The sequence below is a fragment of the Candidatus Pelagibacter bacterium nBUS_30 genome (genome assembly GCF_051201245.1).
Taxonomy (GTDB): domain Bacteria; phylum Pseudomonadota; class Alphaproteobacteria; order Pelagibacterales; family Pelagibacteraceae; genus Pelagibacter.
Genome location: NZ_CP172842.1, coordinates 595,654 through 607,990 on the forward strand (window position 1 = coordinate 595,654; position 12,337 = coordinate 607,990).

A 12,337-nucleotide genomic window follows, 5' to 3' on the forward strand; every position below is an offset into this window, starting at 1 on the left:
TTAATGAGAATAAACTTAACTAAAAAAGACTTAGTTAATTTTGTATATATGCAGCTAGGTTTTTCAAAACAAATTTCCGAAAACCTTATCGAAGATTTTTTATCGACAATCGTCACAAATATTAAGCATGAAAAAAAATTAAAATTATCTAAATTTGGTACTTTTTCAATTAGACAAAAAAAATCTCGAATAGGCAGAAATCCAAAAACTAAAGAAACTAAAATGATATCTTCTAGAGACGTTGTGTTATTTAAGCCATCAAAAGAATTTAAAGAATTTATAAATTTAAAAGATAATGGATAAATCTGATAGCGCTTACAAAACAATAGGTGAGGTTGCAAAAATATTAAATCTAAAGACTAATAAAAAAGGTGTGCTACCAACACATACGATTAGATTTTGGGAAACACAATTTAAGCAAATTAAACCCAAAATTCTAAACTCAAATAGAAGATATTATGATGAAAGCAGTATTAATCTTCTCAAAAAAGTTAAATTTCTTCTTAAAGAACAGGGTATGACAATTAATGGTGTTAAAAAGATCCTAAATGGTGGTGAATCTTTAGAACTTGACGAAATTGCAAATAATTCTATAAAAGCAGATAATTTAAGAAATAAATTAGTAAAAATTTCTAAAATTGTTAAAAATTTAAAAAACTTAAAATAACATGGCAAAAAAAACACACATAAAAGTAAGACTTGTTCCAGAATCTAAACCTGACAGTCCATTTTTTTATTATGTTAAAAAACCTGCTGGTGGTGAAAAAGCTAAAGTAAAGCTGTCTGCTAAAAAATATAATCCCGCTACTAGAAAACATGAAACTTTTGTGGAGAAAAAACTTCCACCACACAGTAAGTAATTATTTTTTTCTAAAATTTCTTCTTTCGTAATCAATATAAGACCAAATCATATTTTTCCATATTCGTTTAGTAATTTTTGGATCGATCTTTAATTTTTTTGATTTCCCTTTAATTTTGTTAAGGATAAAAGTAATTCTTTTTTGATCAACAATTTCTTTTTTAAATTCTTTTAATTTAAGCACTTCTTTTACAAGGCCTGTTCTGTATTTAATTAGAGAAAGAAGCTTATTATCTAGTTTATCAAGCTTAACTCTAATTATATTTAATTTTTTTTTATTATTAGGCGACATTTAATTTATTGGATTAATTTATAATTATTATATTTATCTCTATATGTACAGTGTGAATAGCAATATAAATTATCAATTAAAAATTTGGTTACTTATATTATTATTATTGATTATTTTAATTATCTTAGTTGGTGGTTTAACAAGATTAACAGATTCAGGTTTATCCATTACTACATGGGAATTATTAGTAGGTTTTCTTCCCCCCTTAACAAATGACAAATGGATAGATTATTTTAATCTTTATAAGACAATCCCCGAATATCAGGAACAAAACTTTAATATGACTTTAGATGAGTTTAAAGTAATTTTTTGGTGGGAATGGGTTCATCGTCAACTAGGTCGATTAATTGGTTTGGTTGCATTTTTACCACTACTGTATTTTACAATTAAAAATGGTTTATGGGTTGTAAAAAGATATGGTATAATTTTTATTTTAGTGTGCTTGCAAGGATTTTTTGGATGGTACATGGTATCCAGTGGTTTAGTAAATAGAATTGATGTTAGTCACTATAGATTATCTATACATTTATTTACAGCCTTTATTATTCTTTCAATAGTTTTTTGGAATTTTCTAAAATTGACCAATCTAAAAATTAACCGTACTTCAATTAGATTAATTTTCATTAAATTTTTTCTTGTTTTGTTATTTGTACAATTAATTATTGGTGCTTTTGTATCGGGTATGGATGCTGGAACTATTTATAATACATGGCCCTTAATGGGTGTCTCTTATTTTCCAGATGACAGTAAAATAATTGAATTTTTAAACATTTCTGTGTTTGATAACCCTTCCATTGTGCAATTTTTACATAGAAATTTAGCTTACCTAATTATCATAGTTTATATTTTTTTGTTAATTTCTATATTTAAGGAGACAAATAAAATATTTAGAAGACCAATTTTAATTATTGGAATAAGTTTGTTTTTGCAGATTTTATTAGGAGTATTAACAATTTTATCTGGAGTAAAGATTATTTATGCATCTTTACACCAGATAAATTCTATTTTAATAATTTTATCGACTTTATATTTCCTCTACATATCTAAATATGAGGAAAAAAATAATTAGTTTCTATTTGTTGACATATATATCTTAAATTAACTAACAGCTTTTAATTTACCTTTAGATGAATTTTCTAAAGCTTGATCCAGATCATCGATAATGTCATCAATATGCTCCAAACCAATACTCAATCTTACATAACCTGGCGTTACACCAGCTGCAGCTAGCTCATCTTCAGTAAGTTGACTATGTGTTGTTGTTGCTGGATGTATTGCTAAGCTTCTAGCATCACCTATATTTGCAACATGATAGAACATTTTTAAAGACTCAATAAATCTTTTTCCTGCCTCAATACCTCCAGCTAGTTCAATGCCAACTAGGGCACCATAACCACCTTTGAGATATTTTTTAGCTCGACTATTTATTTCTTCATTATGTTCAGTAGCATAAATTACTTTATCTACTGCTTTATGTTTTTTTAAATAATCGACAACCTTAGAAGCATTTTCACAATGTTGTTTCATTCTTAAAGCTACTGTTTCTAAGCCTTGAATTACCCCAAAAGCATTATCAGGTGATAGCGCTGAGCCAAGATCTCTTAGAATTGTTACTCTTGCTCTTACTGCAAAAGATACATTGGCACCGGTAAGTTCCGGAACAGCTTTGCCCCAAACTACACCACCGTAACTAGCATCAGGTTCGTTAAAAAGAGGTTGTCTTTTCGGATCTGCTGTCCAATCAAAATTTCCTCCATCAACCAAAGCTCCACCAACAACAGTTCCATGTCCTGCTATATATTTTGTAAGTGAATAAACAACTACAGCAGCTCCATGTTCTAATGGCTTACAAATTACTGGTGCAGCTGTGTTATCAACAATTAGTGGTATATTATATTTTCTTCCAATATCTGAAACTTCTTTGATAGGAAAAGCTCTCAAATATGGATTTGGTAAAGTTTCTCCATAAAAAGCTCTTGTTTTATCATCTATAGCTTTTTCAAAGTTTTTTGGATTAGAAGGGTCTGCGTACCTTACTTCAATACCTAGTTTGCTTAAAGTATGTGTAAATAAAGATACAGTTCCACCATAAAGATCTGTAGAACTAACAATATTATCCCCAGCTTGAGCAACATTTAATATTGCAAAAGTTGAAGCTGTTTGACCAGATGAAACGGTTAAACTAGCTAAACCACCATCGAGAGCCGCAAGTCTTTTTTCCAATACGTCATTAGTTGGATTCATGATTCTTGTATAAATATTACCAAACTCTTTTAAGGCAAACAGGTTGGCAGCATGTTCCGTACTATTGAATTGATATGATGTAGTTCTATAGATAGGTACTGCTACAGCATTAGTAGCAGTGTCGCTTCTGTAGTCTCCACCATGAATTGCTATAGTTTCTGGATTATTTCTTTTTGTACTCATTTTTACTCCTTTTTTAGTGCTTTAACTTTATGTAGGGCGCACAATACAGTTCAAATGCCTACCGATAATGTTGTAAAAATTCCTGTTTAGCAGTTATATGCCCGCAATAGGATCAAATCGGCAACAACCTTCTAGCAGATAACCATTTTAATGCAAGCCAAATATCAAATTGACTTTACAATTAATAATAGTATTAATCCTGGCACAATGACAAAATTTGTAAAAAAAGACCAAGTAACATCATCTTGGTATGAAATAGACGCAACTAATGCAGTTGTTGGTAGATTAGCAACTGTTATTTCTAAAATTATTAGAGGTAAAAATAAAACTACTTATACACCTCATATGGATCACGGTGATTTTGTTGTTGTAAAAAATATTGAACAAGCAAAATTCACTGGAAAAAAATTTGAGGAAAAAATCTATTATAAACACACAGGTCACCCAGGCGGGATTAAAGAGACTACACCAGAGAAATTACATGAAAAAAAACCAGGTGAAACATTAAAGCTTGCAGTTAAAAGAATGTTACCAGGTGGTGTGTTGGGAAGAAAACAATTAACTAAATTAAAAATTTATACTGGAAGTGATCACCCTCATTCAGCCCAAAACCCTCAAGTAATTGAATTAGGTAAGTTAAATAATAAAAATTTAGTAAGAAATTAAGATGGAAAATACTCAAACAGTAGCTAAAACACCAAAACTTAAATTAGATTTTAAAGATAGCAAGTACGCTACAGGCCGAAGAAAAACTTCAATTGCAAAAGTATGGTTAAAAAAAGGAACTGGTAAAATTTATGTAAATGGTAAACTATTTAATGAATATTTTTCCAGTGAGTTTCATCATCTTCAAATAACAAGACCATTTGATATCATTAACCAACCTACGGATTACGATGTGAGATGCAGTGTTAGTGGTGGCGGTCCAACTGGACAAGCTGGAGCTATGGTACATGGGATTTCTAAAGCTTTAGTTATGTTTGATGAAAATTTAAAAACCACTCTAAAAACTGAAAAACTTACTACTAGAGACTCAAGGGCTGTTGAGAGAAAAAAACCTGGTAAAAGAAAAGCTAGAAGAAGCTTCCAATTCTCGAAAAGATAATTTTTTTTTAATTTTAAACTGCTATAATAAATTATGCCTAAGCTTAATGCATTAGTTGCCGGATCAACTGGCTATATTGGTATTCAACTGATCAAGTTATTAGTTAAACACAAATACGTAAATATTAAATATCTTTGTGGTAATAGTTCTATTGGAAAGAAAATTTCTAATTACGAAAAATCATTATCAAATAAAAAATTACCAAAGATAATTAAATTTAATAAAAATCTTTTAAAAGATATTGATATTGTTTTTACAGCTCTGCCCAATGGAGAAGCACAAGATATATCAAAACATCTAAATAAAAATGTTACTTTAATAGACTTAGCTGCTGATTTTAGATTGGAAAAAGGATCGGATTATCAAAAATGGTATAAACAAAAACATAGAGCACCAAATTTAATTAAAAAAAGTCTATACACTCTTCCTGAGATAAATGGAAAAGACCTAAAAAAATATCAAATTATTTCATGTCCTGGTTGTTACCCGACATCAGTATTACTACCATTAATACCTTTGTTTAAAAATAATTTAGTAAAATTTAAAAATATTATTATGGATTCTAAATCTGGATATTCTGGTGCGGGTAGAGGTGTACATAAAAAATATAAAGATAAAAATCTTTATGAATCTTTAAGTGCCTATGGTGTTGGTTTTCACCGTCATAACTCTGAAATAGATCAAATGTTAAAAAAGTTTACTAATAAAGAAATTAATTTTACTTTTACTCCCCATTTAACACCAATGTTTAGAGGAATTTTGAGCACTATTTATATCGATTTAGAAACTGGAATTACACAATCAAAAGTTATCAAAAAATTATCTGACTTTTACAAAAAAGAAAATTTTGTTAAAATTTTAAAAGCAGATAGCTTAATTAGTACAGACGATGTAATTAACACAAATAATTGCTTCATATCAGTTTGTAAATCAAAATTTAAAAATAAGATAATTATACTATCTGTTATAGATAATCTAATTAAAGGTGGGGCAGGTCAAGCCATTCAAAATTTCAATATCAAATTTAATTTTCCATACAAAACAGCATTATAATGAAATTTTTTATTACCCTATTATTTTTCTTATTTTTGAATAATTGTTCTTTAAATAAAGATTCTAAATATTGGACTGAAGATGTTGAAAAAAGAAAAGTTGATCAAAAAAAACTAACAGAAATACTTAAAAAATCTAATGATATAACAACATTGACACAAGAAGAGTATCAGATTTACATAGATGACTATATAAAAAAAAGTAAATATCCAGATATAAGCCAATGAAAAATATAATAAATATTGCTGTAGTAGGACTTGGACAAGTAGGTATTTATTTACTTAATGAATTAAATACTAAAAAAAAAGATATAGAACTGAAAACTGGTAAGAAAATTAATATTGTTGCTGTTTCAGCAAAAGATATTAATAAAAAAAGACAGTTTAAGGTTGATAAAAAAATTTTTTTTAAAAATCCTTTAGAAATTCTTAACAAAAAAAAAGTTGATATTTTATTTGAAGCTATTGGGTTGGCAGATGGAATTTCAAAAAAGGTTGTTGAAACAGCTTTAAGAAAGAAAATTCATGTGATAACTCCAAATAAAGCCTTAATCTCTAAACATGGTAATTACCTAGCTAAAATTGCTGAATTGAATAATGTAAATTTAGAATTTGAAGCTTCTGTTGCCGGAGGAATACCTATATTAAGAACTATCAAAGAAGGGCTTGCTACAAATAAGATATCAAAAGTATATGGGATATTAAACGGGACTACCAATTATATACTTTCTGAAATGGAAAGTTCTAATCAAAGTTTTAAAGATGTTCTAAAAAAAGCACAAAAACTTGGTTACGCTGAACCAGGTAATCCTAAATTTGATTTAAACGGTTTTGATGCTTTTGCAAAAGTAAGAATTTTATCTGCATTAGCTTTTAATAGTAAAATTTCTAAACATAAATGTTTAATGGAAGGTATTGAAAAAATTGAACTTAAAGATATTAAAATTGCAAATCAGTTGGATTTAAGAATTAAATTATTAGGAATTTCAGAATTAAAGAATAATCAACTTTTTGAAACTGTTCATCCATGCCTTGTAAGCAAGAAATCTTATATTGGTAATGTAACTGGTGTTATGAATGCTGTTATTACTGAAGGAAAACCTGTGGGCGAAAGTGTTTTACAAGGAGAAGGTGCGGGTCCAGGTCCAACTTCATCTGCTTTGTTATCTGATTTGCTATCTATTTTAAGGGGAAATATTAAAAATCCTTTAGGAGTTTCTGTATCTAAGCTTAAATTATTAAAAAACTATAATATTAATAATTACGTAAATTCTCTATATTTAAGATTTGAAGTAAAAGATAAACCAGGCGTTTTATCTCAAATTACCAATCGATTAGCTAAATATAAGATATCAGTAAAAAGACTTATTCAAACACCTGATAAAAAGAATAATAAAGCAACAATTGTTATTATTACTCACAAAACTTCTGAGCTTAATTGTAGTAATTGTTTATCCATATTTAAGAGCAATAAAAATATCCTAAAACCACCTGCACTAATAAGATTGCTAGGTTAATGGATATTTATTTAAAGCTCTTTGAAGTTTTATTTCCAGTATTTTTTATTGTTGGTATCGGTTTTTTTTTAGGAAAAAAAAATCCAAATTTTGATACCTCATTTATTACTACTTATTCTGGTAACTTTGGTACACCGGCACTAGTAATTTTTGCTTTAACTGCTGGAGGTGTAACTTTTGATGTTTTTAAAGAATTTTTTATTTATGCAATAATACTTTTAACTACATTTGGAATTGTTGGTTTAATCTTTTTAATTATTATGAGAAAAGATTATATTAGAGAATTGCCAACATTCATTTTACCTAACACTGGTAACATGGGTATTCCAATTTGTTTATTTGCTTATGGTGAAATGGGCATGGGTATTGCTGCAGCAATTTCGTCTCTTGTAGTATTACTTCACTTTACTTTAAACATTTTTTTAGCCAAGAGAGCATTTGACTTTCAAACAATTTTTAAGAGTCCAGCATTTTACGCAATTGTATTCACAGTTTTATTATTATATTTTGAGCATCCTATCCCTCAGTTTGTTATGAATACTGTAATGTTATTAGCATACGGTATGATTGTAATGATTTTAATGTCTTTGGGCGTAGCACTTACTCAAATGAAGGTATTTTCTTTTAAAGATGCTCTAATTACTTCAACTGGAAGAGTAATTATTGGTCCTTTTATTGGTTTTGTAGTTATAAAGATATTCAATTTAACTGGTGTAGCAGCTGGTGTTGTGTTGTTGCAGTCTTCAATGCCTAGTGCAATATTGTGTTATTTGGTTGCGTCAATGTATTCACCAAAAGAAATTGTTGATAATATTTCAAGCACCATTGTTGTATCAACAATTATGTCTCTGATAACAATACCAATTGTATTATTCTTTGCTTTAAAATACTTCTATTAAGCAGTATCCTTCTTCTATGAAGGCAATAATTTTAAATGCTACTGCTTGGATGATTGTTCCAGTGATGGATGCAATTGCTAAACATCTAAGTCTTACAATGGATGTTTTTCAGATAACTTGGGCCAGGTATTTCTTCACTGTTGTTTTCACTCTTTCTTTAATGGTTTTATTTTTTAGAGAAACCCTTGTTTGGAGCAAAAGACCAAAGCTTCAGCTTGTTAGAGGAATAATTCTTGCTTTTTCAACTTTATGCTTTTTTTATTCAATATCAGTTATTTCACTTCCGAAAGCTTTAACACTTGCATTTGTTGCACCAATAACATGCACTGCTTTATCGCCATTTTTTCTAGGTGAAAAAGTAGGGATTAGAAGATGGTCTGCAGTTCTTGTAGGCTTTTTAGGAACACTTATAGTTATTAGACCAGGATTTATAGATGTTAATTTAGCCACTTTAGCAGCTCTAGCTTGTGGTATTTGTTATGGTTTTTATTTGGTAATTACTCGAAAGCTTAGCACTTCAGATAATTCGCTTTTAACACTTTTATTTACAGGTGTAGTAGGGTTAGCTATAATTAGTGTATTTATGCCCTCGGTTTGGGTTAATCCAACCCCAAATGAGTGGATTATGATGGCTATAATAGGCCTTATAGCCTCTGTAGCGCATCTTTTTATTATTTTATCACTCAAATATGCTGATGCTTCTAAATTAGCTCCTTTAGGCTATACAGAGATTATCACTAATATTATTATTAGTTATTATTTCTTTCATGAACTTCCTAATAATTGGACTTATCTGGGTCTTTTCATTATAGTATTAAGCGGTCTATATATTTCTAAGAGAGAATATTATCTAAGCAAGCTTAATTAATAGTAATAAATTATTTACTATATATTAATTTTTTAGATTAGTTATATTAGCTAAATATATGTAATTGTTAATTATTTTAATCTATAAAAAAAATAAAAATTATACAATATAGTAAAAAAAACATTACTATATATTTTATTAACCTCAATAATTAGTGATAATAAGATAAACATTAATCCAATATTCAACTTTATATTAATAAAAATTATATCAATAAATTAAATTTATTGTGATTGATTAAAATTGTTTAATATCAACACTTTTAAGCATTCTAACATAAATAATTAATATTAAAATACAGTAGGGGAGCGAAAATAATTAAAAAAAGAACATTTTTTTTGATCTTCTTAAAGTATTGGTATCATTGAAAACTAGAGCAATGCATTATCAGAATATACGGTTTAAACGGCCATAGAGGTCCTTATTTTAAGCAAAGATCGATATCTAGTACAACTGAAGGGTGCATAACACCATTTATGGGAAAAAGGATTAAAATAGCTTAAAAGTGTTTATTTTTGAGGTTAATTTAAGGAATCAGTTTATAAAAAATGCTATTTAATTAAGATCTTCTCTAGCCTCAGTAATCGTCTTTTTTGCTGAATACCACCTTTTCCTGAGTATCCTCCAAGGCTGCCATCAGATCTAATCACTCTATGGCAAGGTATTTTGGGAGGATAGGGGTTTTTGCCTACAGCATTAGCAACTGCCCTGAAAGCCTTAGGTTTTCCAATGGCTTTAGCAACTTCAAGGTAGGATTTAACCTTACCTTTGGGTATTTTCTTCAAGTAATTCCAGACTTTTAGCTGAAACTTAGTCCCCTTTAAGTTCATAGAGTTCAAAACCTGTATTATTAGCTATTTTATCGTATAATTTCTTTGCATTTTCATTTGAAGAGTGGGCGATCCAACGAATTCCATCCCAATTATTGGCTTTAGATAAGGATTTTAAATGACTAATAAGCTTTTGAGCTATTTGCTGACCTCTGAATTCTGGCTCTACGAATAAATCATCTAAAAAGCCAATATATTGACCCTTAATTGGTCTTGGCATTGTTCTGTAATGGGCAATTCCAACAATTTTACCCTCTAATTCAAAGCAAATACCATTAACAACATGACTTTCATTCTGAATCCATTCCCATGTAGTTTCTAAAATTCCTTTGTTCATTGCGACTTTATAGAAATTTGCATATCCATTGTATAATTTGACCCAATTTTCCTTATCTTTTTTCTCTAATTTTCTAATCATTTACTTTAAATAATTATCCTAATTTATTGATTATATTGTTATAACTTAATTAATTTCTTGAAACAATTTCATGCATTTTAACTATCATGTTGCTAGCTGTTTTTTTAAAAAGACCTGGTATCAAACCATGAATTAAACAGATAACACCTGTTAGTAGCATATTAATAGCAATTTTAAATGCTACAGCCATATGCTGAAGGTATGTTTCGTTGATTTCATTAAGATGTTCTCTAGAATCTTTGATCATAAATATTTAAAATATTCTTATTGACATAAGAAATCTATTATATTATTACTAACGATAATTAATGGTTATCAATAGTAATATATGAATGAAATAATTACAGACATAAAAGCATTACAAGAGGAAACTTTATTAAATCTTCAGAGCTCTAAGGCAAACAATACAATAAGAGCTTATAAATCAGATTTTAATGATTTTAGTCTATTCTGCTCTCAGAACGGTTTTAAATCTTTTCCGTCAGAACCCAAAATTATTTCATTATACTTAACTCATTTGTCTACTAAAGAAGTTAAAATGAGCACATTAAAGAGAAGATTGGTATCAATAGGTGTCATACATAAGCTTAAAGGTCACTATTTGGATACTAAACATCCATCAATTATTGAAAATATAATGGGTATTAAAAGAAGAAAAGGAAGTATTCAAAGAGGCAAAAAACCACTATTAATCAATAATTTAAAATTAATTATTAATGTAATAGATCAACAAAAAAAAGAAGAAATAATGAAACTTAGAGATAGATCAATTATCTTAATTGGGTTTTCAGGCGGTTTTAGAAGAAATGAGATAGTTTCATTAGACTATGAAGATCTAGATTTTGTGCAAGAAGGTCTAAGAATTAACCTTAAGAGGTCTAAAACAGACCAATTTGGTGAAGGTTCTGTAAAAGGACTTCCCTACTTTGACAATTCACATTATTGCCCAGTAGTTTCAATCCGTAAATGGATTGAAATATCAAAAATAAGTTCTGGAGCGTTATTTAGAAGGTTTGTTAAAGGGTCAAAATTATCTGCTAATAGATTAACTGACCAAACAGTTGCTCTAATTATAAAAAAATATTTAAAATTAGCAGGTATAGAAAACAAAAATTACTCTGGTCATAGTTTAAGATCAGGATTTGCAACATCTGCAGCTGAATCTGGGGTAGAAGAAAGAAACATAATGGCTATGACAGGACATAAATCTACAGAAATGGTAAGGCGATATATCAAAGAAGCTAATTTATTTAAAAATAATGCATTAAATAAAATTAAGTTTTAATTAAAATATCAATATTATTGTAAATAAATTTTGAAAATAAGTAATCAAGATTATTTTTATTACTAATAAAAATTAATTCTTGATAAATAATAGCTTAAATAATTGAATTTTTTATTATAAAAAATTTCAAATAATTCTTTTTTATATTCCTTATAATTCCACTTTCCTTTAATAACAGCAGTACAAATATATGGGAAAATTGAACTATTATAATGAAACTTGCCTCTTTTAACGTCTAATATTTCTTCAAAAGCACAAAAAGATTTTATATTTTTAAGATATTTTTTATTAGTATTAGCTTCAAATTCCCAAATATTATTTCCAGGAACATTTTTATATATAAATTTTAAAGTCTTAATTTTTAAAATAGAGGGCTGGATTGAAAAAAGTTGTTTTGAAGGGTTTATTAAAAGATTTTTGTGAATATTTGTTTTATCTAGATTCTCAAAGGCTCTGATAAGTTTTATAACATCACATGTATCATTTTTAATCATTTTTTTAAATTGATCTAAAATATCAAAATTAGGTTCTCTATAGAGAAACATATCTTCATGAGCAAAAAGAACCACATCTTCATCATCTAAATTATTAATACAAGATAAAATTCTATTCTTATAAGTATTCTTATCATCATATTTAATTACAAGATAATCATCCCTAAAATTTGAATTGCTATTCAGTAAACATATTTTTTGAAAGTTATTGAGATACTTGTCTGTTTGTTGATGCCAGTATTTCCATACCCAATTATAGTCACTATGTGTGTAAAGAAGTAATTTCATTAT

The 12,337-nt window shown here is 28.1% G+C and carries 18 protein-coding genes and 1 riboswitch; of the genes, 12 read left to right on the forward strand and 6 right to left on the reverse strand.

Going from position 1 to position 12,337, the window contains the following annotated elements:
- Positions 1-3 precede the first annotated feature (3 nt).
- Genes ACIJYE_RS03230 through ACIJYE_RS03240 form a run of 3 tightly spaced genes read left to right on the forward strand, consistent with a single transcriptional unit; the run spans position 4 to position 860 of the window.
- Complete coding sequence (locus ACIJYE_RS03230; RefSeq protein ID WP_435091154.1) at positions 4-303, forward strand: integration host factor subunit alpha; 300 nt, start codon at positions 4-6, stop codon at positions 301-303.
- A complete protein-coding gene (locus ACIJYE_RS03235; RefSeq protein ID WP_435091155.1) occupies positions 296-667 on the forward strand; it encodes a MerR family transcriptional regulator in 372 nt (123 codons plus the stop codon). The genes ACIJYE_RS03230 and ACIJYE_RS03235 overlap by 8 nt, the downstream gene beginning before the upstream one ends.
- A gap of 1 nt (position 668) precedes the next feature.
- Positions 669-860, forward strand: a complete 192-nt coding sequence (locus tag ACIJYE_RS03240; protein WP_435091156.1) for a 50S ribosomal protein L33 — start codon at positions 669-671, stop codon at positions 858-860.
- On the opposite strand, the gene ACIJYE_RS03245 is transcribed toward ACIJYE_RS03240, so the two are convergent.
- Entirely contained in the window at positions 861-1,151 is a 291-nt protein-coding gene (locus ACIJYE_RS03245; protein ID WP_435091157.1) for a chorismate mutase, read from the reverse strand.
- A gap of 43 nt (positions 1,152-1,194) precedes the next feature.
- Here ACIJYE_RS03245 and ACIJYE_RS03250 point away from each other — a divergent pair, with 43 nt between their 5' ends.
- Positions 1,195-2,220 carry a COX15/CtaA family protein gene (locus tag ACIJYE_RS03250; RefSeq protein ID WP_435091158.1) on the forward strand — a complete coding sequence of 342 codons (1,026 nt, stop codon included), beginning with the start codon at positions 1,195-1,197 and terminating at the stop codon, positions 2,218-2,220.
- A 29-nt stretch (positions 2,221-2,249) separates the two neighbouring features.
- Here ACIJYE_RS03250 and ACIJYE_RS03255 read toward each other — a convergent pair whose 3' ends face one another.
- Positions 2,250-3,578 carry an O-acetylhomoserine aminocarboxypropyltransferase/cysteine synthase family protein gene (locus ACIJYE_RS03255; RefSeq protein ID WP_435091159.1) on the reverse strand — a complete coding sequence of 443 codons (1,329 nt, stop codon included), beginning with the start codon at positions 3,576-3,578 and terminating at the stop codon, positions 2,250-2,252.
- Between the two features lie 2 nt (positions 3,579-3,580).
- Positions 3,581-3,647, reverse strand: a riboswitch (SAM riboswitch).
- Positions 3,648-3,785: 138 nt separating this feature from the next.
- Here ACIJYE_RS03255 and rplM point away from each other — a divergent pair.
- From rplM to ACIJYE_RS03290, 7 genes are read left to right on the forward strand one after another with little or no spacing between them, the layout of a single operon-like run.
- Positions 3,786-4,244, forward strand: coding sequence for a 50S ribosomal protein L13 (rplM, locus tag ACIJYE_RS03260; protein ID WP_435091260.1), 459 nt, complete (start codon positions 3,786-3,788; stop codon positions 4,242-4,244).
- Between the two features lies 1 nt (position 4,245).
- Positions 4,246-4,683, forward strand: a complete 438-nt coding sequence (rpsI, locus tag ACIJYE_RS03265; protein ID WP_435091160.1) for a 30S ribosomal protein S9 — start codon at positions 4,246-4,248, stop codon at positions 4,681-4,683.
- Between the two features lie 33 nt (positions 4,684-4,716).
- Entirely contained in the window at positions 4,717-5,736 is a 1,020-nt protein-coding gene (argC, locus tag ACIJYE_RS03270) for an N-acetyl-gamma-glutamyl-phosphate reductase (RefSeq protein ID WP_435091161.1), read from the forward strand.
- Positions 5,736-5,963 (forward strand): hypothetical protein, encoded by a 228-nt coding sequence (locus ACIJYE_RS03275; protein ID WP_435091162.1) that lies wholly within the window; start codon positions 5,736-5,738, stop codon positions 5,961-5,963. The genes argC and ACIJYE_RS03275 overlap by 1 nt, the downstream gene beginning before the upstream one ends.
- The gene (locus tag ACIJYE_RS03280) at positions 5,960-7,252 is read left to right on the forward strand and encodes a homoserine dehydrogenase (protein WP_435091163.1); all 1,293 of its coding nucleotides are present in this window, start codon (positions 5,960-5,962) and stop codon (positions 7,250-7,252) included. Before ACIJYE_RS03275 ends, ACIJYE_RS03280 begins: the two co-directional genes overlap by 4 nt.
- Entirely contained in the window at positions 7,252-8,151 is a 900-nt protein-coding gene (locus ACIJYE_RS03285; RefSeq protein WP_435091164.1) for an AEC family transporter, read from the forward strand. Before ACIJYE_RS03280 ends, ACIJYE_RS03285 begins: the two co-directional genes overlap by 1 nt.
- Positions 8,152-8,167: 16 nt before the next feature.
- Positions 8,168-9,019, forward strand: coding sequence for a DMT family transporter (locus ACIJYE_RS03290; protein ID WP_435091165.1), 852 nt, complete (start codon positions 8,168-8,170; stop codon positions 9,017-9,019).
- Positions 9,020-9,570: 551 nt separating this feature from the next.
- Here the strand turns inward: ACIJYE_RS03290 and ACIJYE_RS03295 are convergent.
- From ACIJYE_RS03295 to ACIJYE_RS03305, 3 genes are read right to left on the reverse strand one after another with little or no spacing between them, the layout of a single operon-like run.
- Positions 9,571-9,849 (reverse strand): methylated-DNA--[protein]-cysteine S-methyltransferase, encoded by a 279-nt coding sequence (locus ACIJYE_RS03295; RefSeq protein WP_435091166.1) that lies wholly within the window; start codon positions 9,847-9,849, stop codon positions 9,571-9,573.
- A complete protein-coding gene (locus ACIJYE_RS03300) occupies positions 9,830-10,267 on the reverse strand; it encodes a GNAT family N-acetyltransferase (protein ID WP_435091167.1) in 438 nt (145 codons plus the stop codon). The genes ACIJYE_RS03295 and ACIJYE_RS03300 overlap by 20 nt, the downstream gene beginning before the upstream one ends.
- A gap of 49 nt (positions 10,268-10,316) precedes the next feature.
- Positions 10,317-10,514 (reverse strand): DUF6356 family protein, encoded by a 198-nt coding sequence (locus ACIJYE_RS03305; protein WP_435091168.1) that lies wholly within the window; start codon positions 10,512-10,514, stop codon positions 10,317-10,319.
- 81 nt (positions 10,515-10,595) lie between these two features.
- Here ACIJYE_RS03305 and ACIJYE_RS03310 point away from each other — a divergent pair, with 81 nt between their 5' ends.
- Complete coding sequence (locus ACIJYE_RS03310; protein ID WP_435091169.1) at positions 10,596-11,552, forward strand: site-specific integrase; 957 nt, start codon at positions 10,596-10,598, stop codon at positions 11,550-11,552.
- Positions 11,553-11,614: 62 nt separating this feature from the next.
- On the opposite strand, the gene ACIJYE_RS03315 is transcribed toward ACIJYE_RS03310, so the two are convergent.
- Positions 11,615-12,334, reverse strand: a complete 720-nt coding sequence (locus ACIJYE_RS03315; RefSeq protein ID WP_435091170.1) for a hypothetical protein — start codon at positions 12,332-12,334, stop codon at positions 11,615-11,617.
- Positions 12,335-12,337 lie beyond the last annotated feature (3 nt).

Excerpts from the sequence above, each read along its gene's own strand:
- ACIJYE_RS03275 (WP_435091162.1), top strand. The coding sequence starts at position 5,736 with ATGAAATTTTTTATTACCCTATTATTTTTCTTATTTTTGAATAATTGT.
- ACIJYE_RS03285 (WP_435091164.1), top strand. The coding sequence starts at position 7,252 with ATGGATATTTATTTAAAGCTCTTTGAAGTTTTATTTCCAGTATTTTTT.
- ACIJYE_RS03240 (WP_435091156.1), top strand. The coding sequence starts at position 669 with ATGGCAAAAAAAACACACATAAAAGTAAGACTTGTTCCAGAATCTAAA.
- ACIJYE_RS03290 (WP_435091165.1), top strand. The coding sequence starts at position 8,168 with ATGAAGGCAATAATTTTAAATGCTACTGCTTGGATGATTGTTCCAGTG.
- ACIJYE_RS03310 (WP_435091169.1), top strand. The coding sequence starts at position 10,596 with ATGAATGAAATAATTACAGACATAAAAGCATTACAAGAGGAAACTTTA.
- argC (WP_435091161.1), top strand. The coding sequence starts at position 4,717 with ATGCCTAAGCTTAATGCATTAGTTGCCGGATCAACTGGCTATATTGGT.
- ACIJYE_RS03315 (WP_435091170.1), bottom strand. The coding sequence starts at position 12,334 with ATGAAATTACTTCTTTACACACATAGTGACTATAATTGGGTATGGAAA.
- rplM (WP_435091260.1), top strand. The coding sequence starts at position 3,786 with ATGACAAAATTTGTAAAAAAAGACCAAGTAACATCATCTTGGTATGAA.
- ACIJYE_RS03245 (WP_435091157.1), bottom strand. The coding sequence starts at position 1,151 with ATGTCGCCTAATAATAAAAAAAAATTAAATATAATTAGAGTTAAGCTT.
- ACIJYE_RS03235 (WP_435091155.1), top strand. The coding sequence starts at position 296 with ATGGATAAATCTGATAGCGCTTACAAAACAATAGGTGAGGTTGCAAAA.
- ACIJYE_RS03280 (WP_435091163.1), top strand. The coding sequence starts at position 5,960 with ATGAAAAATATAATAAATATTGCTGTAGTAGGACTTGGACAAGTAGGT.
- rpsI (WP_435091160.1), top strand. The coding sequence starts at position 4,246 with ATGGAAAATACTCAAACAGTAGCTAAAACACCAAAACTTAAATTAGAT.
- ACIJYE_RS03305 (WP_435091168.1), bottom strand. The coding sequence starts at position 10,514 with ATGATCAAAGATTCTAGAGAACATCTTAATGAAATCAACGAAACATAC.
- ACIJYE_RS03250 (WP_435091158.1), top strand. The coding sequence starts at position 1,195 with ATGTACAGTGTGAATAGCAATATAAATTATCAATTAAAAATTTGGTTA.
- ACIJYE_RS03255 (WP_435091159.1), bottom strand. The coding sequence starts at position 3,578 with ATGAGTACAAAAAGAAATAATCCAGAAACTATAGCAATTCATGGTGGA.
- ACIJYE_RS03295 (WP_435091166.1), bottom strand. The coding sequence starts at position 9,849 with ATGAACTTAAAGGGGACTAAGTTTCAGCTAAAAGTCTGGAATTACTTG.
- ACIJYE_RS03230 (WP_435091154.1), top strand. The coding sequence starts at position 4 with ATGAGAATAAACTTAACTAAAAAAGACTTAGTTAATTTTGTATATATG.
- ACIJYE_RS03300 (WP_435091167.1), bottom strand. The coding sequence starts at position 10,267 with ATGATTAGAAAATTAGAGAAAAAAGATAAGGAAAATTGGGTCAAATTA.